General features: G+C 50.6%; 25 protein-coding genes. 12 read left to right on the forward strand and 13 right to left on the reverse strand.

All coding sequences use genetic code 11. The features are described from left to right. Positions 1–115: 115 nt before the first annotated feature. Positions 116–1,078, reverse strand: coding sequence for a PTS mannose transporter subunit IIAB (manX, locus tag EDI29_RS02740; protein WP_137739622.1), 963 nt, complete (start codon positions 1,076–1,078; stop codon positions 116–118). Positions 1,079–1,646: 568 nt separating this feature from the next. On the opposite strand from manX, the gene EDI29_RS02745 reads away from it, so the two are divergent. Further along, positions 1,647–3,203: a TerC family protein gene (locus EDI29_RS02745; RefSeq protein WP_137739623.1), complete on the forward strand. Its 1,557-nt coding sequence runs from the start codon at positions 1,647–1,649 to the stop codon at positions 3,201–3,203. Positions 3,204–3,311: 108 nt separating this feature from the next. On the opposite strand, the gene sdaA is transcribed toward EDI29_RS02745, so the two are convergent. The 3 genes from sdaA to pabB all read right to left on the reverse strand — a co-directional run bounded on the left by sdaA (position 3,312) and on the right by pabB (position 7,036). Next, positions 3,312–4,676 carry an L-serine ammonia-lyase gene (gene sdaA / locus EDI29_RS02750; protein ID WP_137739624.1) on the reverse strand — a complete coding sequence of 455 codons (1,365 nt, stop codon included), beginning with the start codon at positions 4,674–4,676 and terminating at the stop codon, positions 3,312–3,314. Positions 4,677–5,015: 339 nt separating this feature from the next. Then, entirely contained in the window at positions 5,016–5,609 is a 594-nt protein-coding gene (locus EDI29_RS02755) for a CoA pyrophosphatase (protein ID WP_137739625.1), read from the reverse strand. Further along, entirely contained in the window at positions 5,606–7,036 is a 1,431-nt protein-coding gene (pabB, locus tag EDI29_RS02760; RefSeq protein ID WP_137739626.1) for an aminodeoxychorismate synthase component 1, read from the reverse strand. The genes EDI29_RS02755 and pabB overlap by 4 nt, the downstream gene beginning before the upstream one ends. A 130-nt stretch (positions 7,037–7,166) precedes the next feature. Between pabB and EDI29_RS02765 the strand changes: the two genes are divergently transcribed. Next, positions 7,167–7,406, forward strand: a complete 240-nt coding sequence (locus EDI29_RS02765) for a YoaH family protein (RefSeq protein ID WP_137739627.1) — start codon at positions 7,167–7,169, stop codon at positions 7,404–7,406. Between the two features lie 273 nt (positions 7,407–7,679). Here EDI29_RS02765 and EDI29_RS02770 read toward each other — a convergent pair whose 3' ends face one another. After that, on the reverse strand, positions 7,680–8,024 hold the full coding sequence (locus tag EDI29_RS02770) for a RidA family protein (protein WP_137739628.1): 345 nt from the start codon (positions 8,022–8,024) through the stop codon (positions 7,680–7,682). Between the two features lie 186 nt (positions 8,025–8,210). On the opposite strand from EDI29_RS02770, the gene EDI29_RS02775 reads away from it, so the two are divergent. The 5 genes from EDI29_RS02775 to rnd all read left to right on the forward strand — a co-directional run bounded on the left by EDI29_RS02775 (position 8,211) and on the right by rnd (position 14,859). Continuing rightward, positions 8,211–10,130, forward strand: a complete 1,920-nt coding sequence (locus EDI29_RS02775) for a DNA repair helicase YoaA (RefSeq protein WP_137739629.1) — start codon at positions 8,211–8,213, stop codon at positions 10,128–10,130. Between the two features lie 114 nt (positions 10,131–10,244). Then, entirely contained in the window at positions 10,245–10,946 is a 702-nt protein-coding gene (tsaB, locus tag EDI29_RS02780; RefSeq protein ID WP_137739630.1) for a tRNA (adenosine(37)-N6)-threonylcarbamoyltransferase complex dimerization subunit type 1 TsaB, read from the forward strand. Between the two features lie 99 nt (positions 10,947–11,045). Further along, positions 11,046–11,648, forward strand: a complete 603-nt coding sequence (locus EDI29_RS02785) for a Slp family lipoprotein (RefSeq protein WP_137739631.1) — start codon at positions 11,046–11,048, stop codon at positions 11,646–11,648. Positions 11,649–11,847: 199 nt separating this feature from the next. Next, positions 11,848–13,533, forward strand: a complete 1,686-nt coding sequence (fadD, locus tag EDI29_RS02790; RefSeq protein ID WP_137739632.1) for a long-chain-fatty-acid--CoA ligase FadD — start codon at positions 11,848–11,850, stop codon at positions 13,531–13,533. A 201-nt stretch (positions 13,534–13,734) separates the two neighbouring features. Then, entirely contained in the window at positions 13,735–14,859 is a 1,125-nt protein-coding gene (rnd, locus tag EDI29_RS02795) for a ribonuclease D (protein WP_137739633.1), read from the forward strand. A gap of 295 nt (positions 14,860–15,154) precedes the next feature. On the opposite strand, the gene minE is transcribed toward rnd, so the two are convergent. The 3 genes from minE to minC are packed head-to-tail and all read right to left on the reverse strand — an operon-like array spanning position 15,155 to position 16,947. After that, complete coding sequence (minE, locus tag EDI29_RS02800) at positions 15,155–15,424, reverse strand: cell division topological specificity factor MinE (protein ID WP_005968801.1); 270 nt, start codon at positions 15,422–15,424, stop codon at positions 15,155–15,157. Between the two features lie 3 nt (positions 15,425–15,427). Further along, positions 15,428–16,240 (reverse strand): septum site-determining protein MinD, encoded by an 813-nt coding sequence (minD, locus tag EDI29_RS02805; protein ID WP_137739634.1) that lies wholly within the window; start codon positions 16,238–16,240, stop codon positions 15,428–15,430. A 20-nt stretch (positions 16,241–16,260) separates the two neighbouring features. After that, a complete protein-coding gene (gene minC, locus EDI29_RS02810) occupies positions 16,261–16,947 on the reverse strand; it encodes a septum site-determining protein MinC (RefSeq protein WP_107170567.1) in 687 nt (228 codons plus the stop codon). A 136-nt stretch (positions 16,948–17,083) separates the two neighbouring features. On the opposite strand from minC, the gene EDI29_RS02815 reads away from it, so the two are divergent. The 3 genes from EDI29_RS02815 (at position 17,084) to EDI29_RS02825 (ending at position 18,886) form a co-directional block, all read left to right on the forward strand. Then, positions 17,084–17,341, forward strand: coding sequence for a YcgL domain-containing protein (locus EDI29_RS02815; protein ID WP_107170566.1), 258 nt, complete (start codon positions 17,084–17,086; stop codon positions 17,339–17,341). Positions 17,342–17,675: 334 nt separating this feature from the next. Then, positions 17,676–18,332, forward strand: coding sequence for a fumarylacetoacetate hydrolase family protein (locus EDI29_RS02820; protein WP_014699865.1), 657 nt, complete (start codon positions 17,676–17,678; stop codon positions 18,330–18,332). A gap of 107 nt (positions 18,333–18,439) precedes the next feature. Then, complete coding sequence (locus EDI29_RS02825) at positions 18,440–18,886, forward strand: YcgN family cysteine cluster protein (protein ID WP_014699866.1); 447 nt, start codon at positions 18,440–18,442, stop codon at positions 18,884–18,886. 100 nt (positions 18,887–18,986) lie between these two features. Here EDI29_RS02825 and mgtS read toward each other — a convergent pair whose 3' ends face one another. Beyond that, entirely contained in the window at positions 18,987–19,082 is a 96-nt protein-coding gene (gene mgtS / locus EDI29_RS02830; protein ID WP_005968788.1) for a protein MgtS, read from the reverse strand. Between the two features lie 313 nt (positions 19,083–19,395). Between mgtS and EDI29_RS02835 the strand changes: the two genes are divergently transcribed. After that, entirely contained in the window at positions 19,396–19,593 is a 198-nt protein-coding gene (locus EDI29_RS02835) for a DNA polymerase III subunit theta (RefSeq protein WP_010275471.1), read from the forward strand. Between the two features lie 348 nt (positions 19,594–19,941). Here the strand turns inward: EDI29_RS02835 and dsbB are convergent, their stop codons facing one another. Together dsbB and nhaB are read right to left on the reverse strand one after the other, a co-directional pair. Then, positions 19,942–20,472, reverse strand: coding sequence for a disulfide bond formation protein DsbB (gene dsbB, locus EDI29_RS02840; RefSeq protein ID WP_137739635.1), 531 nt, complete (start codon positions 20,470–20,472; stop codon positions 19,942–19,944). 194 nt (positions 20,473–20,666) lie between these two features. Next, complete coding sequence (nhaB, locus tag EDI29_RS02845) at positions 20,667–22,247, reverse strand: sodium/proton antiporter NhaB (RefSeq protein WP_137739636.1); 1,581 nt, start codon at positions 22,245–22,247, stop codon at positions 20,667–20,669. A gap of 229 nt (positions 22,248–22,476) precedes the next feature. Here nhaB and fadR point away from each other — a divergent pair, with 229 nt between their 5' ends. Next, positions 22,477–23,196: a fatty acid metabolism transcriptional regulator FadR gene (gene fadR, locus EDI29_RS02850; protein ID WP_107170562.1), complete on the forward strand. Its 720-nt coding sequence runs from the start codon at positions 22,477–22,479 to the stop codon at positions 23,194–23,196. Positions 23,197–23,302: 106 nt separating this feature from the next. On the opposite strand, the gene EDI29_RS02855 is transcribed toward fadR, so the two are convergent. Together EDI29_RS02855 and EDI29_RS02860 are read right to left on the reverse strand one after the other, a co-directional pair. Beyond that, the gene (locus tag EDI29_RS02855) at positions 23,303–24,844 is read right to left on the reverse strand and encodes a SpoVR family protein (protein ID WP_137739637.1); all 1,542 of its coding nucleotides are present in this window, start codon (positions 24,842–24,844) and stop codon (positions 23,303–23,305) included. 298 nt (positions 24,845–25,142) lie between these two features. Continuing rightward, positions 25,143–26,042: a tagatose-bisphosphate aldolase gene (locus EDI29_RS02860; RefSeq protein ID WP_137739638.1), complete on the reverse strand. Its 900-nt coding sequence runs from the start codon at positions 26,040–26,042 to the stop codon at positions 25,143–25,145. Positions 26,043–26,062: the final 20 nt, after the last annotated feature.

The raw sequence follows: 26,062 nt of genomic DNA on the forward strand, positions 1-26,062 counted from the left end.
TGTCGACATAAGCTTTTCAATATCGACATAAAGGCATATCTTGAAAATCATCAGGTCTATAAAGCTATTATTGATGGTGATGTTAGTGTTAATAATCTTCACATCGCGATAGGCATCAACGCGGCATTTTGTTAATCAAATCCATCATTTTAATCCGGGAATCGGTGGATACTTTCCGAACCTCCAGTTCAACACCGCGTTTGTCTAATTCACGGAATGCCGCAATATCTTTTTCATCAATAGAGACGGCATTATTTACCTGTGTTTTCCCCTGTTTGAATGCCATCCCACCAATATTGACTGAAGTGATCTTTACGCCATTCTCGATCAGCGTTAATACATCGGTTGGATTAGTGAATAGCAACATTACGCGATCGGCGGCATATTTCGGGTTGTCATAAACGCGAACGGCTTTTGCCACATCCACGACGTGTGCGGTAACGCCCGGTGGCGCAACCTGAGTCAGCAACGTTTTACGCACGTGATCGGCGGCGACTTCATCGCTGACAACAATAATGCGCGAAACATTGGTTTCTTTCGTCCAGCGGGTGGCGACCTGACCATGAATCAGACGGTCATCGATACGTGCCAACCCGATATTCATATGTTCACCGGGCCCCGCCGGTGTGGGTACGGTGTTGGCTTTTGGAATAGGCGAGGCAGGAGCCGCTTTGGCTTTCTCCTGATGCTTTAACGCTTTTACACCGTCTCTGCCAGCTTCCAGAGCGATGGCAACCAGATCGGAAAAGGACGGGTTATCATCTCTAGCCATAAAGGTTTCCGCTAACATGGGAATATTCACGCCGGCGATAACATCATGGTTTTCTTTGTCGGTGACGAGGCGGCTGGCGGCGTTGAACGGGCTGCCGCCCCAGGTATCAACGAGAAACAGCACGCCCTGCGATGTATCTAACTGCGTGAGTTTTTCCTGATATTTTTCTATCAATGTTTCGGCGTTTTCTCCAGGAACGAAATCAATCCAGGCGACATTACTTTGTTCACCAAGAATCATTTCTGCTGTTTTTAACAGCGGTCCCGCAGTGGCGCCGTGAGTGCATAACAGTATGGCAATACTCACTTGATACCTCCTCACGTTCACGATCAAAAAGAGTCAATGTGTCAGGAAACCGGGATAACGCTTCGTCGTTCAACGTTAACCGTCGCGGTATTAGTATGGCTGCAAGAAAAAATTTTACCGTGGATTCATGACATTTCACTGTGTTCCTCCAGGTTGTCAGGCGAGAAATCGTGACTGACAGATTTATTTTAGTTATCGAAAAAATAAATAGTGTGATGATGCTCTAATGCTGACCAGTTAAGCAGAGGGACAAAACGGTGTGGAATCACAAAATTTGAGCGCGTTATCAATGCGAAGCCAGTCTAAGAAATTCTTTGTGAAAAATGGTAACAACCTGTTAGAGTAAACATCCCTTAAATTGCTTAGGAGCACCGGGCATCAGCCCTTCCCATGGACTGTCACCGACAAAACGTTCTCTGTTTTCCCGCTAATGCTGGCGGTTTTCTGTACTCAGCTGGTCACTCAGACCACATTCAGAATCTCTCTGATTCACACCAACTCTTTTTATTACCATTCAATGCGGCTCATGCATTGATGTCATCTGCTCGTTCATTTTCTGGAGTCTGACATGGAATTTTTGCTAGATCCTTCAATCTGGGCAGGCTTATTGACGCTGGTGGTACTTGAAATTGTTCTGGGTATCGACAATTTGGTGTTTATCGCCATTTTGGCGGACAAATTACCTCCCAAGCAGCGAGATAAAGCCCGCATTATCGGTTTAAGCCTGGCGCTGTTAATGCGTCTGGGCCTGTTGTCTTTGATTTCCTGGATGGTCACCCTGACGCGTCCACTGTTTAGCGTTGGCGATTTTAGCTTCTCAGGTCGAGATCTGATTCTGCTATTCGGCGGTATGTTCCTCTTGTTCAAAGCCACGATGGAGCTACATGAACGGCTAGAGAATAAAACGCACGACGGCAACGGTAATCGCGCGCATGCCAGCTTCTGGGCTGTGGTGGCGCAGATCGTCGTGCTGGACGCTGTGTTCTCGCTGGATGCCGTGATTACCGCAGTGGGGATGGTGGATCACCTGGGCGTCATGATGACGGCGGTGATCATTGCGATGGGCGTCATGCTGATTGCCTCTAAGCCACTGACCAACTTCGTCAACGAGCACCCAACGGTGGTTGTCCTGTGCCTCAGCTTCTTGCTGATGATTGGTCTGAGCCTCATGGCGGAAGGTTTTGGTTTCCACATACCGAAAGGCTACCTGTATGCCGCGATTGGTTTCTCTATCCTGATCGAGCTGTTTAACCAAATTGCCCGTCATAACTTTATGAAGCATCAGTCGCACCGCCCTTTGCGTGAACGTACCGCAGAGGCCATTCTGCGCCTGATGGGCTCACGGAAAAATACGGACGATGTGGATGCGGATGAACCGCAGAAGAAACTCACGACAGAGGAATTCGCCGAAGAAGAGCGCAATATGATCAGCGGTGTGCTGACGTTAGCCTCACGTTCGCTGCGTAGCGTAATGACGCCGCGTACTGAAATTTCCTGGGTGGATAGCGCGAGTTCTGTCGAACAGATCCGTATGCAATTGCTCGATACGCCTCACAGCCTGTTCCCAATCTGTCGCGGTTCTCTGGATGAAATTATCGGCGTCGTCCGTGCCAAAGATCTGCTGGTGGCGCTGGAAACGCAAACCGATGTGGAAAGCTTTGCCGCGGCTAATCCGCCGATTGTCGTACCAGAAACGCTGGATGTGATTAATCTGCTGCCGGTTTTGCGTCGTGCGAAAGGTAGTCTGGTTATCATCGCCAACGAATTTGGCGTGGTGCAAGGGTTGGTCACGCCGCTGGACGTGCTGGAAGCCATCGCGGGTGAGTTCCCGGATGAAGACGAAACGCTGGATATCATCCCAGACGGTGAAGGTTGGTTAGTGAAAGGTGGGACAGATCTGCACGCTCTGCAACAGGTAGTGGATAGCAGCGATCTGGTTGATCCAAAGGAAGAGTATGCGTCGTTGGCAGGTATGCTGCTGGCGCACAGCGATGAATTCCCGAAAGTCGGCGAGATCATCGAGTTGCACCGCCTGCGCTTCCATATCATTGATGTTTCCGAATACCGTATTGAACTGGTGCGTGTAGAGCGGATCATCGATCGGGAAGAAGATGAAGACGCGTAATTAGCGTTTTGTGAGTTGATTGCGAAAGCCCCGCCATGATGTAGCGGGGCTTTTTTATGATAGAAACAAGCCGATACGAGGTGAAAACGGATTAATCACACTGCACTTTTAATCACACTGCACTTTGATCGCCAACCCGCCTCGTGACGTTTCGCGGTATTTAGCGTTCATGTCTTTCCCCGTTTCGTACATGGTTTCAATCACCTTATCCAGCGAAACGCGTGGTTCACTGGTGCGTCGGGTGGCCATACGCGCGGCGTTAATCGCCTTAACGGAAGCAATCGCGTTACGTTCGATGCACGGAACCTGTACCTGACCTGCAACAGGATCGCAGGTTAAGCCTAAGTTGTGTTCCATACCGATCTCGGCGGCGATGCAAACCTGTTCAGGACTCGCGCCCATCAGCTCTGCCAGTCCAGCCGCTGCCATAGAGCAGGCCACGCCGACTTCGCCTTGACAACCCACTTCGGCACCGGAGATAGAGGCGTTCATTTTGTACAAAATGCCGACCGCACCCGCTGCGAGGAAATAGCGAATATAAATGGTCGGGCTAACCGGTTCGATGAAATGGTCATAATAGGCAAGGACAGCAGGAACGATACCGCATGCGCCGTTTGTTGGTGCGGTAACCACTCTGCCACCTGCGGCGTTTTCTTCGTTCACTGCTAGCGCGAACATATTAACCCAGTCGACGACGTTCATCGGATCGTTGGACAACTTATCGGAAGACACCAGCATACGACGCAGCGCAGAGGCACGACGTGGTACGCGCAGTGGCCCAGGCAAAACGCCTTCGGTGTTGATGCCGCGATCGATACAGGCACGCATGGTTTGCCAAATATCGGCAAAGTACGCCTCAATATCCTGGCGGCTGTGCAACGCCAGCTCGTTACGCATTACCATACCGGAAAGCGATAGGCCGCTCTGTTTACAGTGTTCCAACATCTCTTTGGCAGAATGGAAGGTATAAGGAACGGAGATGTCGGTGGTGGCGTCTTTACCAAAATTCTCTGCATCGACGATGAAACCGCCACCGATGGAGTAATACGTTTTGCTATAAATTTCTTTATTGCTGGCAAAGGCGGTGATCGTCATGCCATTTTCGTGCAGTGGCAAATTCTCGCTGCGAAAAACCATGCCGCCTTCACGGGGGAAATCCGCCTCGTGCTGCCCGTTAGCCAGCAGCAGACGTTCGCGTTGCTCAACATCGCGGATAAAGCCGGGGATGGCATCAATATCAACGGTGTCTGGCATGTTGCCCGCCAGACCCATGATGATAGCGATATCTGTATGGTGGCCTTTACCCGTCAGCGACAGCGATCCATAAACGTCAACGGCAATGCGTGTGGTCGCGGTCAGTAAATTTTGGTTGATCAATTCATCGACAAATTGCTTACCGGCTTTCATAGGTCCAACCGTATGAGAGCTAGAGGGGCCAATACCGATCTTAAACATGTCGAAAACACTTATCACACCACACTCCTCGAAGACTTAGGGCCGTATCCGCAATTCTCTGATCGTCTGCTTTCGCTTCTGGCGAGACATGACCTAAATTGTTGTGGATATATACCCAAAGATTAGAATAAAACTCGTCAAATCGCGCTATTGTAGTGTGGAATATGTTGTGTGGCTTTCTTTTTCGCATGAAATAAACTTATGCCAACACATAATTTAACTTATCTTAAATGTGAGCTAAGTCATTGTAAAATCTATGTCTGAATGGTTTTTGTCCGGCGAAGCCGTTTTTAAAGTAGGGATAATTAGTGGGGGAAAAGAAGTGTTGCGCTAAAAGCCGCCGTGGCGGCCTTGGACTTAGGGTCTGTCGGAAATCTGTAACGCAAGCTGGTGGATGATGGCGGCGGTCAATCCCCAGACAAACTGCTGCTGATACCAGGAGAGATAAACCCGATGCCGTTGCTGCTTACGCTCAATATCCAACGGGTAATAGCGCGTTAGCGCGAAAGCCTCGTCCAGCGGCATTTCAAACAGCTCGGCGACTTCATCTTCATTCGGGTAAAAGCGAGTTTGCGCGGTGATCAACCCAACGACAGGCGTGACCTGAAAGCCACTGACGCTGTCCAACGGCGGTAAGACACCCAACACCCGAACATTCTCCGGTGGGATTGCCACTTCTTCCTGCGCTTCACGCAGTGCGGTTGCGATGATCGAACGATCCGTTTCATCTGCCGCGCCGCCGGGGAACGCCACTTGCCCGGCATGCTTACGCAGGTCGGTAGACCGCCGGGTCAAGAGCAGTGTGGGTGTCGGGTGACAGATAATCGGCACCAGAACCGCTGCCTGACGTTGTTGATGCACTGGCCGTAGCGGTGGAGGAAGCTGTAACTGAAAGCGCGTAATAAAGTCATTCAGCGCAAATGCCGCTGGCGGCAAGGCGATCTCACTCATTTATTTAGTCCCTGAATTATCTGGGAATCCTCCAGCAGGGGAAGAATACGGCCCACTTTATCAAACGTTTCCTGATATTCCGCCTGTTCCTGACTGTCGGCAACAATACCGCCGCCCGCCCAGCAGTAGATTCTGCCGCATTCTGTCAATAACGTCCTGATGGTGATGTTGGTATCCATGGTTCCGCACTGGCTAATGTAACCGACACTGCCGCAGTAGGCATTACGCCGCTGTGGTTCCAGCTCTTCAATAATCTGCATGGCGCGGATTTTTGGTGCGCCGGTGATCGACCCGCCGGGGAAACAGGCGCGTAGCAACGTGGTGGCGGGGCAACCTTCTGGTAGCCGCGCTTCAATCGTGCTGACCAGATGGTGTACTGCGGGAAAAGGCTCGACGACGAACAGCTCAGGTACGCGAACGCTGCCCGGAACCGCCACGCGACCGATATCATTACGCAGGAGGTCGACAATCATCAGGTTTTCAGCGCGATCTTTCTCTGAATTGGCAAGCCGCGCGGCCTGCTGTTTATCCGCGTCTGAATCTGTGAGACGCGGTAATGTGCCTTTAATCGGACGCGTTTGAATATGGTTGTTTTCAAGCCAGAGAAAGCGTTCCGGCGACACGCTGATCACGGTATTCTCCGGCAAGCGCAGAAAGGCAGAGAAGGGGGCTTTATTTCCTGCGGATAGCTGTAAAAACGCCTGCCATTCATCGCCCTCGTAAGCTGTAGAAAAACGCTGTGCCAGATTGACCTGATAACAATCTCCCGCCAGAAGATAGTCCTGTATTTTGCGGAATTTCTCTCCGTACGCGCTGCGTGACATATTCGACTGCCAGGCGTCGGTGAGTTTGAAATCGGTTTTCGAGGCGTTAACGGGCGGGTTTGCGAGCCAGTCGAGCCGTGCCTGAAGGGAATGATGTACGATCAGCGTTAACGTTTTCCGATGATGGTCGGCAACCAGCGCCCAGTCATATAGACCCACAGCCATATCTGGCAAATCGATGTCCTGTTCGGCATGTACGGGCAGCGTTTCAATCTGACGTCCCAAATCATAGCCGAACAGACCTAACGCGCCGCCCTGAAAGGGAAAATCAGGATGTGATTCTATGGGTAACGACAGCGTATCAAGCTGTTGTTGCAGCAGAATAAACGGATCGCCTTCGAGGGTTTTCGTTACGGTGTCACTTGTGATTTCTGTCCTGTTTCCGCGCGTACACAGCGTGATGCGCGGGTCAGCGACCATGATGTCAAAGCGATTGTGCGGATGATCGGCAAACCCAGAATGCAGTAGCATCGCCCACGGCTGTTGGGAAAAGGGGGCAAAACGATCGAGTAGCACAGTCGGGTAATATGGCAGCGCGTGATAGAGAACGGCGGAGCCCGAATCGCTGGTATTGATCTCGTGAATCGTGTTGGCGGCAATCATGTTTTCGTGTGGTATCTATAGAGTGTCGTGTCGATTTTACTGCCTACAGCGTACCATAAAGCAGAAATACTGGTGTATCTCAAAGCGGGCGTGCGATGATACGCGGGAATTTATCAACCAGGAAATGATCATGATTGCAGGTATGCCCGCGCTGACACATAAACAGCAGCAAGATGCGGTAGAGCGCATTCAGGAACTGATGTCTGAGGGCATGAGCAGCGGCCAGGCGATCGCGCTCGTCGCGGCGGAAATCCGCGAAAATCATACGGGCGGCAACGTTGCGGTCATGTTTGACGAAGATGATGACGCGGTTAATGACAGTGACGAAGAACATCATTTTGACGATGGGGAAGAAGAGGAAGAGCAGTAACCGCGCCTCCTCTATACTCGTCATACTTCAAATTGCATGTGCGTTGGCTGCGCTACTCGACACACTCGTGTGTATCTCACTCGATAGGGCCGCTGCAAGCGGCGTTCAAACCGGCCTCTGGCAGATTTGTCAGTCACCCGAATCATTTGCCTGAGTAAGCTCATCGGGATGAGGGAGAGACATCCTGTCTCTCACCGTCGGCTGGTCAAATTCGTTCCCGCAAAGTTGTCCTGAAATTCGAATGATTTAGGGTATAGGAGTAGTGGTGGCGGTTTATACCGCCGCAATCGCTTTGATTTCGACTTTGAATTTCGGGTGCATCAACTTTGCCTGCACGGTGCAGCGTACCGGCGCGCTGCCAGCCACGACCCAGGCATCCCACGCCGCGTTCATCGCGGCGAAATCATCGGCGTCGGCGAGAAAAATCGTTACATCCAGCAGCTTGCTTTTATCCGTTCCCGCGTGTGCCAGGATCGCATCCAACGCGCCCAGCGCGTTTTCCGTCTGTGACTGAGCGTCGTCATCCAGATTCTCTGGCACGCTGGTGTAATAGAGCGTGTTGTTATAGATAACGGCGTCTGACCAGCGTGCTTCAGGATTAATTCGTGTGATCGCCATGGGTGAAGTTTCTCCTAACGTAATAAAAGCGAATCGCCAAGCCTAACACAGCGGGCGTCGGCCCGCTTTCCTGATTTAAGGTGGTAGCGCCGAGCGACTCTTGGCATAATCAGCGCGATATTTTTGCCGCGACCAGAAACGGTTAGAGGCGACAGAGAACGTATTCCTTTGAGAAAGAGAGCTGGCGTGACGAACGATCGGGTAATCGATGATTTTGCTAATGACGGCGCGCTGGCGAAAGCGATCACTGGCTTCAGGCCTCGTGAACCACAGCGGCAGATGGCGCAGGCCGTCATGCGAGCCATTGACGACAAAACGGCACTGGTGGTGGAGGCGGGAACTGGAACGGGTAAAACCTATGCTTACCTCGCGCCCGCCTTGCGTTCTGATAAAAAAGTCATCATTTCGACCGGGTCGAAAGCGCTACAGGATCAGCTCTATAGCCGCGATTTGCCGACAATTGCGCAGGCATTGAAATACAAAGGTAAGTTAGCGCTGCTGAAAGGCCGCTCGAACTATCTCTGCCTGGAACGGCTTGAACAGCAGTCGCTGGGGGGTGGTGATTTACCCGCCGAAACGTTGAGCGAGCTGGTTAGGCTGCGAGGATGGTCGTCGGAAACAACGGAAGGTGATGTCACGACCTGTTCAGGCGTGGCAGAAGACAGCGTGATTTGGCCATTAGTGACCAGCACCAACGATAACTGTCTGGGCAGCGACTGCCCGCACTATAAAGAGTGCTTCGTGGTGAAAGCACGGCGTAAAGCGATGGATGCCGATATCGTGGTGGTTAACCATCATCTTTATTTGGCAGACATGGTGGTGAAGGAAACCGGTTTTGCGGAACTGATCCCAGAAAGCGACGTGGTGATTTTCGATGAAGCCCACCAGATTCCCGATATTGCCAGCCAATATTTTGGCCAGCAGCTTTCCAGCCGCCAACTGCTGGATCTGGCAAAAGACATCGTCATTGCTTATCGCACCGAAGTACGCGACGCTTCTCAACTACAGAAAAGTGCCGATCGTCTGACGCAAAGTACGCAGGATTTTCGATTGGCGCTCGGCGATCCGGGGTTTCGCGGTAATTTACGCGATGTGCTCGAACAGCCGTCGCTTCAGCGTGCTTTGGTGTTGCTGGATGATGCGCTGGAGCTGTGTTACGACGTAGCGAAACTATCACTGGGCCGTTCTGCGCTGCTGGATGCTGCCTTTGAACGCGCCACGCTTTACCGCAATCGACTAAAACGGCTGAAAGACGTCCAGTTACCGGGCTACAGCTACTGGTATGAATGTAATTCGCGCCATTTTGTGTTGGCGCTGACGCCGTTGTCCGTCGCCGATCGTTTTCGTGAATTGATAAAAGAGAAGCCTGCGGCCTGGGTATTTACCTCTGCGACTTTGTCGGTTAACGATCAACTCTTTCACTTTACCGATAGGCTGGGGTTGGATAACGCGAACACGCTCTTGTTACCCAGTCCGTTTGATTATGCCAATCAGGCACTGCTCTGTGTTCCTCGTCACTTGCCGGAAACCCATCGCCCCGGTGCGGCAAAAAAGCTGGCGGCGATGCTGCGGCCGCTGATTGAAGCGAATCAGGGGCGTTGCTTTATGCTATGCACCTCGCATCAGATGATGCGCGATTTAGCCGCCGAGTTCCGTGCCACGCTGACGCTACCGGTGCTGTTACAAGGCGAAACCGGCAAGGCGCAGTTGCTGTCGCAGTTTGTGTCGGCGGGAAATGCGTTGCTGGTGGCGACCAGCAGCTTCTGGGAAGGCGTGGATGTGCGCGGTGATACGCTCTCTTGTGTGATTATCGATAAACTGCCGTTCACTTCACCGGATGACCCGCTGCTGAAAGCGCGTATAGAAGACTGTCGCCTGCGCGGCGGTGAACCATTCGACGATGTGCAGGTTCCCGATGCGGTGATTACGTTGAAACAGGGCGTAGGTCGCCTCATCCGCGATGTTGAGGATCGTGGTGTGATTGTTATTTGTGATAATCGACTGGTGATGCGGCCGTATGGTGCCGTATTTCTTAACAGCCTGCCGCCGACACCGCGTACCCGTGATATTCAGCAAGCGATTACTTTCCTGACGCGTAGCACCTAATCTCTGTTGATGATTGCCGTATGGCCTGACCGATGGTGGGAAGGGCTGCTGCACGACAGGGGCTTATGCTATGATACGGGTTATTAAGATTTATTTATCCTGCCTGAGGTTGGCATGTCTACGCGAATTCTAGCGCTTGATACCGCAACGGAAGCCTGTTCCGTCGCACTCTGGAATGACGGTGAAATTCATTCCCTGTTTGAAATTTGTCCCCGTGAACACACACAACGTATTCTGCCGATGGTTCAGCAGGTGCTGGCCGACAGCGGTCTGACGCTCAAGGATCTTGATGCGCTGGCCTTTGGTCAGGGGCCGGGAAGTTTTACCGGCGTGCGGATTGGTATCGGTATTGCACAAGGGTTGGCGCTGGGCGCAGATTTACCGCTGCTCGGCGTATCGTCACTGGCGGCGATGGCGCAGGGTGCTTTCCGCCAGATGCAGGCGACACAAGTGCTGGCTGCCATCGATGCGCGGATGGGGGAAGTCTACTGGGGCCGCTATCAGCGCGATGCTGACGGCAGTTGGCAGGGCGAGTCCGAAGAAGCGGTATTGAAACCTGAACAGGTGCAGGCGTTGACGGTTGCGCTGTCTGGCGAATGGACCACGGTAGGAACCGGATGGGAAACCTATCCAGAATTGGTCAAGCATCCATCGTTGGCATTAACGAAGGGCGGCGTGCTGTTGCCGCAGGCACAGGACATGCTGCCGTTGGCCTGTCAGCTATGGCAGGCAGGAAAAGCGGTCAGCGTCGAGAATGCGCAACCTCGCTACCTGCGCAATGAAGTGACCTGGAAAAAGCTACCTGGCCGCGACTAGCCAGAATGCGTATTCGGCGTGAAGTATACCCGTCATAAACAGCAACTTATTCGATGCTGAGCAGTCTAACTATCAGATATCTGGTAGAGGGGGTGTCCCATGTCCATACAAATAAAAAGTAGGAATCAGAAAAGCGTACGCCTCTGCATGGCGGCGGCTGTCGCGCTGTTGCTTTCAGGTTGTGTCACGGTGCCGGATGCCATCAAAGGCACGTCGCCAACGCCGCAAGACGATCTGGTGCGAGTGATGAATGCGCCGCAGATTTATGTCGGTCAGGAATCACGCTTTGGTGGACGAGTTGTCAGCATCCGCAATGAAGCGAATAAAACGCGTCTGGAAATTGCCAGTATGCCGCTGGATAGCGGCGCGAAACCGTTGTTGGATATGCCGTCAGAAGGCCGCTTTATTGCTTATGTGAATCGCTTTCTGGAACCTGTCGATTTTAAAGATCAACTGGTGACCGTTGTTGGGTCGATTGTTGGTACCGAGCAGGGCGCTATTGGTGATAAACCTTATCGCTATGTTGTGGTCGATGCGCAAGGCTACAAACGCTGGAATGTCGTGCAGCGTCTGATGGTGCCGCCTGGTGGCTATGGCCCGTGGGGATGGCGTGCAGGTTACGGTTATGGCTGGGGGCCGGGATGGGGATTTGACGGCGGTTGGCCTGGCCTGGCACGTATTGAGAATATCGTGACAGAATAAAATCTAGCCGTAGGACTATTGAGATCAGGCGACGCAAGTCGCCTGATTTTTTTTGAATAAAGAATAAATTAGTGATCGTTCTCGCAACCTTAACATTGTTTGTTAGCTAACTGGTAGGCTGAGTTAAAATAATGTTAATAACTATAGGCCTATGAGGGCGACGACGATGCCACTAAAAAAATATCTCGGGAGTGACGTCTTGGAAAAAATTTGGTTATCACGTTATCCGGCGGACGTACCGGCGGAAATCGATCCAGATCGCTATTCGTCGTTGGTTGAAATGTTTGAAAATAACGTAAGGCGTTATGCCGATCGACCTGCATTCATCAACATGGGTGAGGTGATGACGTTTCGCAAGTTGGAAGAGCGGAGCCGGGCGTTCGCGGCTTATCTGCAAAATCAGCTTAAATTGCAGAAAGGCGATCGCGTGGCGTTGATGATGCCCAACCTGTTGCAATACCCTGTTGCACTGTTCGGTGTGCTGCGTGCGGGCATGGTGGTCGTTAACGTTAACCCGCTGTACACGCCACGGGAACTGGAACACCAGCTAAAAGATAGCGGTGCCAGTACGATTGTGATCGTCTCGAACTTTGCGCATACGCTGGAAAAAATCGTCCATAACACGGCGGTGAAGCACGTTATCCTGACCCGCATGGGCGACCAGCTATCCACGGCAAAAGGCACGCTGGTTAACTTCGTAGTGAAATACATTAAGCGACTGGTGCCCAAGTACCATTTGCCTGATGCCATCTCGTTTCGTCGTGTTTTGCAAGAAGGGCGGCGCCAGCAGTATGTGCGGCCTGATATCATCAATAACGATCTTGCCTTTCTGCAATATACTGGCGGTACGACGGGCGTCGCCAAAGGCGCGATGCTCACGCACCGCAATATGCAGGCGAATGTGGCACAGTGTCTTGCGGCTTATGGCCCGGTGTTGAGGGAAGGAAATGAATGGGTGGTCACGGCGTTGCCGCTGTACCATATTTTTGCTTTGACGGCTAACTGTCTGCTTTTCTTTGAGTTGGGCGGCCAGAATCTATTGATCACCAATCCCCGAGATATCCCCGCGGTGGTAAAAGAACTGAAGCAATATCCTTTTACTGCGATTACCGGCGTCAATACGCTGTTTAATGCGTTGCTCAATAATAAAGAATTCCATGAGCTTGATTTCTCGACACTGCGGTTATCTGTTGGCGGAGGAGCGTCAGTGCAACGGGCTGTGGCGGAACGCTGGGAGAAACTAACGGGTAAACATCTGCTTGAAGGATATGGCTTAACAGAAAGTTCTCCTCTGGTGGCCGTGAATCCCTACGATCTCAAGCATTATAGCGGCAGTATTGGACTGCCAGTAGCATCAACGGATGTCAGAATCATTGACGATAACGGCAACGATGTGGGGCCGGGCGAATCCGGTGAACTGTGGGTGCGCGGGCCGCAGGTGATGTTAGGGTACTGGCAGCAGCCTGCTGCCACGGATGACGTATTAAAAGACGGTTGGTTGGCGACAGGTGACATTGTCACGGCTGATGACGAAGGATTCCTGCGGGTGATCGATCGCAAGAAGGACATGATTCTGGTTTCTGGTTTTAATGTCTATCCGACGGAGATTGAAGACGTTATTAGCCGTCACCCCAAAGTCTCCGAGTCGGCAGTGATTGGGGTCGAAAATGAAGTATCCGGTGAGGCAGTCAAAGCCTTTGTGGTAAGGCGCGATCGCTCGTTAACGAAAGAAGAACTCATCACCCACTGTCGCCGTAATCTGACGGGCTATAAAGTGCCGAAAGAGATCGAATTTTGTGAAGATTTGCCGAAATCCAACGTTGGAAAAATCCTGCGCCGCGAATTACGTGAAGATAAGAAGGCGAAGAAAGACGCTGCCGCTTGACGATTTTCCGCGAAAAACGACTGCCAGAGAGAGGCAGGACGCGATATGATGTTTTCACGCCGGTTTATCCGGCGTTCTTTTTTATGATGAATAACCTATGGGCCGTCGCTTACGACGTTAAAAATGTCCGCCGGGAATTTTTTACGGCGATACGGATTTGACCCAGAACCGTAAAGTAAAAACAACCAAGAGAATGACGTTTTGAATTATCAGTTGATCACTTCCGACATCGGGTTACAACAGGTCTGCGCCCAGGCGCAACGCTTTCCGCAGGTGGCATTGGACACGGAGTTCGTCAGAACCCGCACGTATTACCCGCAATTAGGGTTGATTCAATTGTATGACGGCGAACAGCTTTCGCTTATCGACCCGTTAACGATTACAGACTGGGCACCTTTTCAGGCATTACTGCGTGACGAACAGGTCACTAAATTCCTGCATGCGGGCAGCGAAGATCTGGAAGTCTTTCTCAATACGTTTGGAACACTTCCGACGCCTTTCATTGATACACAGATTCTGGCTGCATTTTTAGGCAAGCCACTTTCTTATGGCTTTGCTGCGCTGGTGGCCGACTACATGGACGTGACGCTGGATAAAAGTGAGTCGAGAACGGACTGGCTTGCCCGTCCACTGAGCGAAAAACAGTGCGACTATGCGGCCGCCGATGTGTTCTATCTGTTACCGATGGCGATCCAACTGGTGGCGGATACAGAAGCTGCGGGGTGGATGAACGCCGCGTTGGACGAGTGCCTCCTGCTTTGTCAGCGTAAACAGGATATTTTGGCTCCGGCGCTGGCCTATCGTGAATTTGGCAACGCCTGGCAACTGCGTGGACGGCATCTGGCATGTCTTCAGCGTTTGGCTGAGTGGCGTTTACGTAAAGCGCGTGAGCGGGACAGCGCGGTGAATTTTGTCGTACGTGAAGAGAACCTTTTGCAGGTTGCACGTTGTCTGCCGTCTTCGCTGGGAGAACTGAGTTCTCTGGGGCTGAGCGGCCCTGAAATCCGTTATCACGGAAAAACGCTGCTGGATTGTGTTGCGCAGACGGAGGGTATTGCTGATGTGGATTGCCCACCACCAGTCATTAATCTGATCGACCATCCTGGCTATAAGAAAGCATTTAAAGATATCAAGGCGTTGGTGCAGCGCGCCAGTGAACAGAGTGGTTTATCCGCCGAATTATTGGCATCACGTCGTCAAATTAATCGCCTGCTGAACTGGCACTGGAAATTAACGGGGCAAGATGCCAGTACACCAGAAATGCTATCTGGCTGGCGTGGTCAGTTATATGGCGATGAACTGCGCGAAATTGTGCAGGGCTATTAATTACTGGCAAACGAATATTCTCAATGCACCTTATTTGTTGCGATATTCAATTAGAGAAAAGCAGCAAATAGGGTGAGAAGAACGTGGTGAAAAACAGAATAAAAATAAACACTGGCTAAATATACAGTTTATTTTAAACGATTCGAGTTTTAGAAAGGTCACAAAAGAAAGCACCCTGATGAGTTTACTCAGGTAAGTGAGCCGAGCAACGGACTCAGTCAACGCACATGCAACTTGAAGTATGACAGAAATAGTTATCCCCTGCGTGAAAGCAGGGGATATCACAGCAGAAAAATCATTTAGGCGTTTCTTCTGCTTCGGGTAATGTCACGTTCAACTCAAGTACGGAAATATCATCTCCTTTTTGCTCAAGTTGAACTGTCACCATCTCAGGATCAATCTGTACATATCTACAGATAACCTCAAGAATGTCTCGCTTTAATTGCGGCAGATAATGGGGTTCACTATCACCCCTGCGTCGCTCCGCGACAATAATTTGCAGCCGTTCCTTGGCAATATTGGCTGTCGTTTTTTTGCGGGACAGAAAGAAGTCCAGTAAAGCCATAATTTATCCCCCAAAAAGTCGTTTAAGGAAACCCTTCTTCTCTTCTTCAATAAAACGGAAAGGACGCTCTTCGCCAAGCAAACGCTCAACAGTATCCGCGTAGGCTTTACCTGCATCGGCTTCCGCATCCAGAATAACGGGTTCGCCCTGGTTAGAGGCGCGCAGTACGGATTGGTCTTCAGGAATAACGCCAACCAGCGGAATCCGCAGGATCTCAAGCACGTCTTCCATACTCAACATATCACCGCGGCTCACCCGGCCTGGGTTGTAGCGCGTCAACAGCAGATGCTCTTTAATCGGATCTTCAGAACGTTCCGCACGACGTGATTTAGAGGACAGAATGCCCAGAATACGGTCGGAATCGCGAACGGAAGACACTTCCGGGTTAGTGGTGATAATCGCTTCGTCGGCGAAATAGAGTGCCATCAACGCACCCGTTTCAATCCCGGCTGGCGAATCACACACGATAAAATCGAACTCCATATCGCTCAGGTCGTTGAGTATTTTTTCAACGCCCTCATGTGTTAACGCATCCTTATCGCGTGTTTGTGATGCAGGCAGAATATAGAGGTTGTCCGTTCTCTTATCTTTGATCAGCGCTTGATTCAGCGTGGCATCACCCTGAATCACGTTCACGAAGTCATATACCACGCGACGCTCACATCCCATGATCAGGTCGAGGTTACGTAGACCGATATCAAAATCGATGACAACTGTTTTTTTTCCTTTCTGGGCTAAACCGGTAGCAATGGCCGCGCTTGATGTGGTCTTGCCAACGCCCCCTTTACCCGATGTAACAACAATGATGCGTGCCATAAATGTTTCCTTGGGAGATTCTAGTCTAGAGGTTTTATCGTTAACACATTGTCCAGCTGGTTCAGGTTGATCCGTGCTGGTTGCCCAAAATACGCTTCAGGAATCTGGTCGCTCAGCCAGTAACGTCCGGCAATAGAGACCAGTTCTGCGGCCAGATGCGTACAGAATATCTGGCTTTGAACATCGCCAGAAACGCCCGCGAGGGCTCGGCCGCGCATCATGCCGTAAATATGAATATTGCCATCGGCAATCACCTCTGCCCCTGCGCTGACGCTGCTCATGACGATTAAGTCACTGTTCCGAGCGTAAATCTGTTGGCCGGAGCGAACAGGGGTGTTGATGACTTTCGTTTTCACTGCGGTAGGAACAGCAGCAACGGGTTCGATTGCCCGACGTTGTGCTTTACCTTCACTCAAAAGAGGAAGCCCCGCCTGCGCAATGGCTTGTTTTAATACATCGTCGGTGCATCCGCTGACGCCAACGACATGCAGGCCAGTTGATGAAATGGCCTGCTGCAATTTTATCCAGTCGGTTTCCGCTGTTAATGCAGCAACATTAATGACAACGGGGGCATTTTTCAGGAAAGCAGGCGCTTGCTCTATTTTTTCCTGTAGTGCCTGGTAAATTACCTCGGGTTGGGAATCATGCAAATGAACAACCGATAAGGTAAAGCTGCTGCCTTTTAGCTCTATTGGCGTTTGTGACATCTATCCTGACTCAGTTTCAGCATCTTTTAATCCCTAGAGTAACATTTAAGGCATGATATTCCAGAGCGCTGTAAGCATGTTATAGTTACAATTATATACAGGCAAGATGGCATTCCCATCAAATAGAGTAAAAAAAATGTTTTGTGTGATCTATCGAAGTGCTAAACGCGATCAGACCTATCTTTATGTTGAAAAAAAAGACGATTTTTCACGCGTGCCTGAAGAATTAATGAAAAGTTTTGGTGCGCCGCAGTTGGCCATGGTTTTACCGCTGGATGGACGTAAAAAATTGGCGAATGCCGATATAGAAAAAGTAAAACTTGCGCTACAGGAACAGGGTTTTTATCTACAGGTTCCGCCGCCCGTTGAAAGCTTATTAACCACGCCTGTGTAAATGTAAAAAAATAATACTAATGCATACTTTCAGATAAAGCCGAACACATAATTGAGTGTGGAATATCTCGACGGTTTACATGATATTCCGCACGATAAATATTCATCTTTTTTCGATTTTTCGCCCGTCATAATTTAATTGTCTCTATTCTGGATGGGCTATGACGCCTTCTTCTCGGTAACCTTGCGCTCCTGAAATCTGTTGGGAGAACCCCTGTTGCGATGATATAACGATGGTTTTGCACCATCGTGTTCTTATATAGCTGTTTTCCTTTCGGGCGAGTTGTACGCCATGAAGGCAGCGATAATCCAACAGACAGGGCAGGAGAATACCCATGTATCAACACAGAGACTGGCAGGGCGCGCTGCTTGATTTCCCAGTAAATAAAGTCGTTTGCGTCGGAAGCAACTACTCAGAACATATCAAAGAAATGGGAAGTGCAACCCCGAGCGAGCCAGTTCTATTCATCAAGCCTGAAACCGCATTGTGTGATTTACGCCAGCCCGTTGCCATTCCCAAAAATCTGGGATCGGTACACCATGAAGTCGAGCTGGCGGTGCTGATTGGTACGCCATTAAAGCAGGCGAATGAAGAACGCGTCGCTCGTGCAATCGCGGGTTATGGTGTAGCGCTGGATTTGACGCTGCGCGATTTGCAGTCTGAATTCAAAAAAGTGGGCCAGCCGTGGGAAAAAGCTAAAGCATTTGACGGCTCTTGCCCGATCTCCGGTTTTATTCCGGTCGCTGAGTTTGGCGATCCGCAGCAAACTGAACTGGGTGTAAAAGTGAATGATGAAGTGCGCCAGCAGGGCAACACGCGTGATATGATTACGCCGATTCTGCCGCTGATTGCCTATATGAGCCGTTTCTTTACGCTGCGCGCGGGCGATATTATTTTGACGGGTACGCCAAAAGGGGTTGGTCCGATCCTGTCTGGCGATATGCTGACGATTACGGTCAATGACCGGACGCTGAGCACACGTATTATTTAACGCTCTGGCTGCCCGTGTCGAACGACGGGCAGCAACACTTCCCCGCAGTGCCTGCCAGAATCACGCATCTTTATTTACAACGCTATAGATTTACAACAGGAAGAAACATGACTGAACGCCCTTTTTGGCAGCAAAAAACGTTGTCTGAGATGTCTGACGATGAATGGGAGTCGCTGTGCGATGGCTGCGGTCAGTGCTGTTTGCATAAACTGATTGATGAGGATACGGAGGAGATCTACTTTACCAACGTCGCCTGTAATCAACTGAATATTAAAAGCTGCCAGTGCCGTAATTATGAAAAACGCTTTGAGTACGAACCGGACTGCATCAAGCTGACGCGGGAAAATCTACTGACGTTTAACTGGCTACCGGCAACCTGTGCTTATCGTTTGGTTCATGAGCGTGAGGATTTACCGCAGTGGCATCCGCTGGTCTGTGGTACCAAGACCGCCATGCACCGCGAACGTATCTCGGTGCGCCATATCGCCGTGCGCGAAAGCGAAGTGGTGGACTGGCAGGATCATATCCTGAACAAACCGGAGTGGGCGCGATAACGTTTGCTCGGCGCGGGTTATTGCATGCCTAAAACAAGAAGCCCCTCAATCTGAATCTCTCAGAAGAGGGGCTTTTTATCGGGGGGAGAGTCAGTGCTCATTAGTCATCCCATTTGGGGCTCAGGTACGCCGCCAGAAAGCTAAGGAAAAGGATGCCGCCCAATACGGCGATAAAAATATTGATATTGCCTAACATAATTGTTTCTCCTGAATAAATTAATTGCGATAGAAATACCTCATAGGGTGAGAAGTCGTTGTTGACCTGCGGTACGCACTATAGGCATGAATGGGATTGTAATGAAGAAAAAATGCTCAAAAAGGGGGTGGTGGTTTAAATACCATTGAGGAAGAAAACGCCGCACTTCACTACTGAAACTGAAACATCCATTTTTTTGCCCACCACTTCACATTTTTCTTTTTCCTTGTGCGAATCATGCTGTCGTTTCCGGCATAAATCGTGACGTGTTGTATAATTTTAGAGCAGTTAAACCAGCAGAGGGGGAGAGCATGTGATTAACTTTGAAAAAATCATCCTTGAATACAGCGAGCAGTACACTGACTTTGCTGCCTCCACGATTGCTTTCATGGAAAGTCAGGAAAAAAAGATCGACGCAGATGAAATATCACGAAGAATCCCGCAAGAAAAAAGGCCTTTCTTCAACGAGCGATTAGGCCATTATCGCGATATCTACAGGCCCCAGCAGTGACGGTTGGCGCGAGTCTGTGAAGCGTAGAGACGGTTACCAGAAGCCCGACAATAGTGTCGGGCTTTTCGGTCTATACCCGTCATACTTCAAGTTGCATGTGCGTTGGCTACGATACTCGGCTCACTTGCGTGTACCTCGCCCCGTTGAGGCCGCTGCAAGCAGCGTTCAAACCTGCCTCTGGCAGAGTTGTCAGTCACCCGAATCACTTACCTGAGTAAGCTCATCGGGATTTCTTCACTTGCCGCGTTACGAGGCGCATAAATACGCCTCGCCCTAAAGGGCCAACACTTTGTGTTGTTCAAAACGCTAACGTTTTGTCCTGAAACTCGAATTATTTAGGGTATATGATCAGCGGCTGAAGAGGTCGCGGCGCTTGGGACGGAAGGGCTGAGCGATCAATACCAGCACGGCAATCAATAGATAAGCAGCAAAAATGCCGAGCAGCCATTGCGGCATTTCCATTGAAAGGAACGACCACTGACGCTCTGAGCAATCCCCTGTCGCATTGAAAATGGCGGGAAGCCATTTGTCCAACGGCAGCCATGATGGGAAGCTGACAAAGAAATCACAGGTGTTAAACGGCGACGGATTCAACAAGATATCCGTATGCTTCCATGCCAATCGAACCCCTTCGTACGAGCTGTATATCCAGAGCGCGATGGCAGGGTAACGCAACGGTGTTGATGGTGCGATGGCACCGACAATACCTGCCGCGAACACGCCCCATAGTGCACAGCGCTGATAGATACACAGCACGCACGGCTTTAATAGCATAACGTGCTGAAAATAGAGCGCAGTCAATTCCAACGCTAAAGCGGTAAACGCCAGCAGCAGCCACGCACCACGTCCGCGTGAGCAACGATTAAGAAATCGCAACATAAAAATATTCCATGCTAAACATGATTAAAGCAGCAGTGTAAACCGTTCTGGCTTCACTGCCATCATTTCACTGTGCAAAACGTAACGATATGTTTATTTGATGCTTTTCTGTCATTCTGCGGCGGCGAAAATGGTGTTGATAATATCATCAAGGCCGAAATTGTCGCTGCCGCGATTACTATACACGATCGTGATTATGAGTGACTGCCCGATAGGGTCAAATTTGGCAAAGAAATCCAGTGATTATTCAGCAAAAAGTCAGTGAACGGCACCAGCGCGAATTCGACGCAAAGCAACCCGACCAACGTCATCACTATGGTGTAAGGTAGTGCCATGATCACCATACGTCCGTAAGAGAGGCGGATAAGCGGTGCCAGAGAGGACGTCAGCAAGAACAGAAACGCTGCTTGCCCATTCGGTGTAGCAACCGAAGGCAGGTTGGTGCCGGTATTGATCGCTACGGCGAGCAGTTCAAATTGAGGTAAGGAGATTTTGCCGCTCTCAAACGCATTACGCGCTTCGTTGATGTAAACCGAACCCACAAAAACATTATCCGATATCGATGATAGCAGGCCATTGAACAGATAAAACTGCGTCAACTGGGCGCTGTCAGAAGACTGCAAGACGTAATGGATAATCGGTGAAAATAGCTGCTGATCGATAATGACGGCGACGATGGCAAAGAAGACCGTCAACAGCGCGGTAAACGGCATGGCATCCTGAAACGCTTTACCGATAGCGTGTTCTTCGGTCACGCCGCAGAACGTTGTGGCCATAATAATTACGGAAAGACCAATCAACCCGACTTCAGCCAGATGAAACGCCAGCGCGACGATGAGCCAGACGCCAATTACCGCCTGCACGAGTAAACGCACGTTATCCTGCGGCGTACGCTTTTCTGTCATGTCCCGATCGTAATCCTCAAGTACGCGGCGTACATTGTCCGGCAGGCTTACCCCATAGCCAAACAGTTTAAAACGTTCGACCAGCACGCAGGTCAGGATGCCGCAAATAAACACGGGGACGGTTACGGGTGACATACGCAGGAAAAAGCTGACGAAATCCCAGCCAGCGCTTTTCGCGATAATCAGGTTTTGAGGTTCGCCGACCATCGTCATCACCCCACCCAATGCTGTACCGACGCCAGCGTGCATCATCAAACTCCGTAGAAATGCACGGAATTGGTCTAGCGTACGATGATGTTCCTCGCTGCTTAATGCGCTGTCATCGCTGATGTCGGCCTCGTCTTCACCCTGTTGGGACGCGAAGCGGTGATAAATACCATAAAATCCAATAGCGACGCTGATAACGACAGCAATCACGGTCAATGCGTCTAAAAAAGCGGAGAGAAACGCCGCCGCCATACAGAAGGCGAGTGAGAGTAGCGTTTTGGAGTGAATGTGTAGCAGCAATTTGGTAAACACAAACAGCAACAGTTGTTTCATGAAGTAGATGCCTGCCACCATAAACACTAGCAGCATGAGCACTTCAATATTCCCGGTGACTTCATGCCACACCTGCTGTGGGCTGGTCATACCGATGACGATGGCTTCTAGCGCCAGCAGGCCGCCTGGCTGTAGCGGATAGCATTTCAGCGCCATACCGAGTGTGAAAATAAATTCCACCACCAATAGCCAACCCGCCCAGAACGGGCTAACAAAATAGAACAGCAGCGGATTAATCAGCAAGAAACCCAAGATAGTCAGTTTGTACCAGTCTGGCGCGTATCCCAGAAAATTTTTTAACAGCGCGCGGTGAAGGGGAATGGCGAGCATAATGGGAGGGACATCCTTATTCGTTAGAATAGTTTGATGGTTTTTATCATATCGTAAAAACTTTACAAAAGGTCATAAGTCTACCATCGTCGCTGTGAGGGGGCGATTTGCCGTCACAATTTTTCATGGAAATGGTTCAGGGTCTGAGTGCGGCGCTATATCATGATTCTTTCGTCTGGTATTATAGTTCGGCTTTTTTCGGCAATCACCGCTACGGATTATCAAACACATGGTTATAAAGGCGCAAAGTCCGGCTGGATTCGCGGAAGAATACATTATCGAAAGTATATGGAATAACCGCTTTCCGCCAGGCTCTATTTTGCCCGCGGAAAGAGAGCTTTCCGAACTGATCGGCGTGACCCGTACTACCCTGCGTGAGGTGCTTCAGCGCTTAGCCCGCGATGGTTGGCTGACGATACAGCACGGGAAACCAACAAAGATTAACAATTTTTGGGAAACCTCTGGGCTTAACATTCTGGAAACGTTGGCTCGGCTCGATCACGATAGCGTCCCGCAACTGATCGATAACCTGCTGGCTGTGCGCACTAATATCGCCGCAATTTTTATTCGGACGGCGTTACGACATAATCCTGAAAAGGTGCGCGATGTGTTGACTCAGTCAAACGCGGTTGATGACAGCGCAGAAGCTTTTGCGCTACTTGACTACAACGTGTTCCGTGGTTTGGCTTTTGCCTCTGGCAACCCGATTTATGGCCTGATCCTGAACGGTCTGAAAGGGTTATATATTCGCGTAGGGCGATATTATTTCTCCAACCCTGAAGCCCGTAAGCTGGCGGTGAATTTTTACGGTCGGTTGGAAACGTTGCGCAGCGAAGAGCTGTACGATCAGGTGATGGATGTCGTCAGACATTACGGTAAAGAAAGTGGAGCGATTTGGCACAGTATGCAGAGTGCCATCCCGCGGGATATCGCGGAAGTGCGCCGCTAAGACGTCACGCGCGTCATAATGAAAATGTGAAAAGGGGATTCAGATACTGCCTGAATCCCCTTTGTCTTTTATCGGCGAAGCCTTTTACCTGTGTCACTGTGTTCTGCTATGCGGATGCCGCCCCGTTACGCGGCGGGCAGCGCTCAATTAGCTCAATGCTGCCATCCGAGTTAGCCTGTTCCAGGTAAACGTCAAACCCCCACAGGCGATGGACGTGCTTCAACACTTCCTGGCTGCTTTTATCTAGCGGCGCGCGGTTATGCGGAACATAGCGCAGTGTCAGCGCTCGATTACCGCGTAAATCCACGTTCCAGACCTGAATATTTGGCTCCAGATGGCTCAGGTTGTACTGTGCGGACAGCTCTTGTCGGATCAAACGATAGCCTTCTTCGTCGTGAATCGCGGCAATTTCCAGATAGTTATTGCGATCGTCGTCCAGCACGGTAAATAGCCGGAAATCGCGCATCAATTTAGGTGATAAGAACTGGCTGATGAAGCTTTCATCCTTGAAATTCTGCATCGCGAAATGCAGCGTATCAAGCCAGTCTTTACCCGCGATATCAGGGAACCAGTAGCGATCTTCCTCTGTCGGTGACTGACAAATACGCTTAATGTCCTGAAACATTGCGAAGCCCAGCGCATAGGGGTTGATGCCGCTGTAATACGGGCTGTTATACGGCGGTTGATAAATCACGTTGGTATGGCTGTGCAGGAATTCCAGCATGAAACGCTCAGAGACCCGACCCTCATCATAAAGATGGTTCAGGATGGTGTAATGCCAGAAGGTGGCCCAACCTTCATTCATCACCTGAGTCTGCTTCTGTGGATAGAAATACTGGCTGACTTTCCGCACGATGCGCAATACTTCTCGTTGCCAGGGCTCGAGCAGCGGGGCGTTTTTCTCCATAAAGTAGAGCAGGTTTTCCTGCGGTTCTTGCGGAAAGCGCCTTGCTTGTTCTGGTGCCGTACCCTGTTCGCGGCGCGGTAAGGTTTTCCAGAGGTCGTTGACCTGACTTTGCAGATAGGCTTCGCGGCTTTTCTGGCGAGATTTTTCCTCTTCGAGCGAGATTTTCTGCGGACGCTTATAGCGGTCAACGCCGTAATTCATGAGCGCATGGCAAGAGTCTAACAGGTGCTCGACCTCATCCACGCCATAACGTTCTTCACATTGTGCAATATACTGCCGGGCAAACAGCAAATAATCGACGATAGAGCTGGCGTCGGTCCAACTGCGGAACAGATAGTTGCCTTTGAAGAACGAATTGTGTCCGTAGCAGGCGTGTGCCATGACAAGCGCCTGCATCGGCAGCGTATTTTCTTCCATCAGGTAAGCGATACAGGGATCGGAGTTAATGACGATTTCGTATGCCAGCCCCTGTTGCCCGTGCTTGTACCGCTGTTCGGTTTCGATAAATTTTTTCCCGAACGACCAGTGGGCATAGTTGATCGGCATACCTATGCTGGAATAGGCATCCATCATTTGTTCTGAGGTGATTACCTCAATCTGATGAGGATAGGTTGCCAGACGATACAGCTTGGCTACCCGATCAATTTCATCAAGGTAAACCTGTAATAACTCAAACGTCCAGTCCGGTCCATCACTCAGGCGAAGTGTTTTTTTTACCTGATTATCCGTCGATATAGCCATCAGCGCGCCCCCTAACATAACAAGCCTGTACGTGAGATCTCGTTTACTGCCTTCCCGCTGGCTCCTGTCAAAAAATCATCGTGGTTCATTTAGTTATAGCTGAGCTTTGGAAACGCGGCAATTGACGAATTGAGCGTGTTTGATGGAAAAAGGTCGCTCAGGTGATAAAAGATAAATCGGTATTACGCTGTCTATTGATAGGGAAATGCGGATAGGGAAATGCGGATAGGGAAATGCGGATAGGGAAATGCGGATAGGGAAGTGCGCTCCCCGAAGAGAGCGCGAAATACCATTTGGACTAGCGGTGTTGATACCGTTTTAACAGCCGTTGAATATCGTTGAGGCGGGACACGGCGACCGTGGACAACTTCTCTTTAGAAACGTTGCGATCGAGGGAGATGCAATCCTTCCACAGAGAACGTCCGGCAATTACGCCGGCAGCGCCATTTTTCAACGCGCTCTCTACCTGAGGCAGAAAAGTGGCGTGATCGACGCCCGCAGACAGAACGGCCCAGGGTATTTCACCGCAGAGAGTGGTCACGCGCGCGCAGGCTTCATCCGATCCAGGATAAGGAATCTTCAAGACTTTTGCGCCTTGCTCGATGCAGGCCTGACAGCCCGCCGGAATGAGTTCGGGCAGAAGATGGGTATAGGCTTCGCGAGATTCATTTTCCAGAGAGTAGGTGAGGAACTCGACGACGAGCAGTAAATCTTCCTGTGCAAAGTCCTGAATCACGGTTCGAAGTGTTTCAAGGTTGCGGGTATTGGCGTCGGGGATATCCGGGCGAAGGTAGATCATGATTTTTCCTCCGGTGGCACCCCATTCGCGCACTTTACGGGCCGTTACGCCGTCAACCATAGTGGAGATCCGGTAGCCTTCCGGGCTCGTTTCCCAGCCAGAAGCATCAAGCCCGATGAGCAGGCCGGTATCGCGAGGCAAAATATTTTCGTCTATCAGACCCGGTATGGCGCAGATCGGGTCAACCAGCACACAGCCCGCCTCAGCCGCCAAATAGCGGGTGATATCATATTTTGTTTTGCCTAATGTTTCATTGGAAATGGCAGCCTGTGTTTCTGACGTTGGCGCTAATAGTGTTCGCATACCGCCACGTTGATCGCAGGCAATAACCATCATGGCGCCCGTCTCGTCACAAATTAACTGATAGCCCCGGTGCTCAGCGGTTGTCATGGTGTTCATAATAATTACCCTCATAAAAA

It is taken from the genome of Pectobacterium polonicum, assembly GCF_005497185.1.
GTDB classification, from domain to species: Bacteria; Pseudomonadota; Gammaproteobacteria; order Enterobacterales; family Enterobacteriaceae; genus Pectobacterium; species Pectobacterium polonicum.

Bases quoted from the DNA above. Each gene is read 5' to 3' on its own strand.
- EDI29_RS02745 (WP_137739623.1), top strand. From the start codon at position 1,647: ATGGAATTTTTGCTAGATCCTTCAATCTGGGCAGGCTTATTGACGCTG.
- EDI29_RS02755 (WP_137739625.1), bottom strand. From the start codon at position 5,609: ATGAGTGAGATCGCCTTGCCGCCAGCGGCATTTGCGCTGAATGACTTT.
- pabB (WP_137739626.1), bottom strand. From the start codon at position 7,036: ATGATTGCCGCCAACACGATTCACGAGATCAATACCAGCGATTCGGGC.
- EDI29_RS02765 (WP_137739627.1), top strand. From the start codon at position 7,167: ATGATTGCAGGTATGCCCGCGCTGACACATAAACAGCAGCAAGATGCG.
- EDI29_RS02770 (WP_137739628.1), bottom strand. From the start codon at position 8,024: ATGGCGATCACACGAATTAATCCTGAAGCACGCTGGTCAGACGCCGTT.
- tsaB (WP_137739630.1), top strand. From the start codon at position 10,245: ATGTCTACGCGAATTCTAGCGCTTGATACCGCAACGGAAGCCTGTTCC.
- EDI29_RS02785 (WP_137739631.1), top strand. From the start codon at position 11,046: ATGTCCATACAAATAAAAAGTAGGAATCAGAAAAGCGTACGCCTCTGC.
- minE (WP_005968801.1), bottom strand. From the start codon at position 15,424: ATGGCTTTACTGGACTTCTTTCTGTCCCGCAAAAAAACGACAGCCAAT.
- minD (WP_137739634.1), bottom strand. From the start codon at position 16,240: ATGGCACGCATCATTGTTGTTACATCGGGTAAAGGGGGCGTTGGCAAG.
- minC (WP_107170567.1), bottom strand. From the start codon at position 16,947: ATGTCACAAACGCCAATAGAGCTAAAAGGCAGCAGCTTTACCTTATCG.
- EDI29_RS02815 (WP_107170566.1), top strand. From the start codon at position 17,084: ATGTTTTGTGTGATCTATCGAAGTGCTAAACGCGATCAGACCTATCTT.
- EDI29_RS02820 (WP_014699865.1), top strand. From the start codon at position 17,676: ATGTATCAACACAGAGACTGGCAGGGCGCGCTGCTTGATTTCCCAGTA.
- EDI29_RS02825 (WP_014699866.1), top strand. From the start codon at position 18,440: ATGACTGAACGCCCTTTTTGGCAGCAAAAAACGTTGTCTGAGATGTCT.
- mgtS (WP_005968788.1), bottom strand. From the start codon at position 19,082: ATGTTAGGCAATATCAATATTTTTATCGCCGTATTGGGCGGCATCCTT.
- dsbB (WP_137739635.1), bottom strand. From the start codon at position 20,472: ATGTTGCGATTTCTTAATCGTTGCTCACGCGGACGTGGTGCGTGGCTG.
- nhaB (WP_137739636.1), bottom strand. From the start codon at position 22,247: ATGCTCGCCATTCCCCTTCACCGCGCGCTGTTAAAAAATTTTCTGGGA.
- fadR (WP_107170562.1), top strand. From the start codon at position 22,477: ATGGTTATAAAGGCGCAAAGTCCGGCTGGATTCGCGGAAGAATACATT.
- EDI29_RS02855 (WP_137739637.1), bottom strand. From the start codon at position 24,844: ATGGCTATATCGACGGATAATCAGGTAAAAAAAACACTTCGCCTGAGT.
- EDI29_RS02860 (WP_137739638.1), bottom strand. From the start codon at position 26,042: ATGAACACCATGACAACCGCTGAGCACCGGGGCTATCAGTTAATTTGT.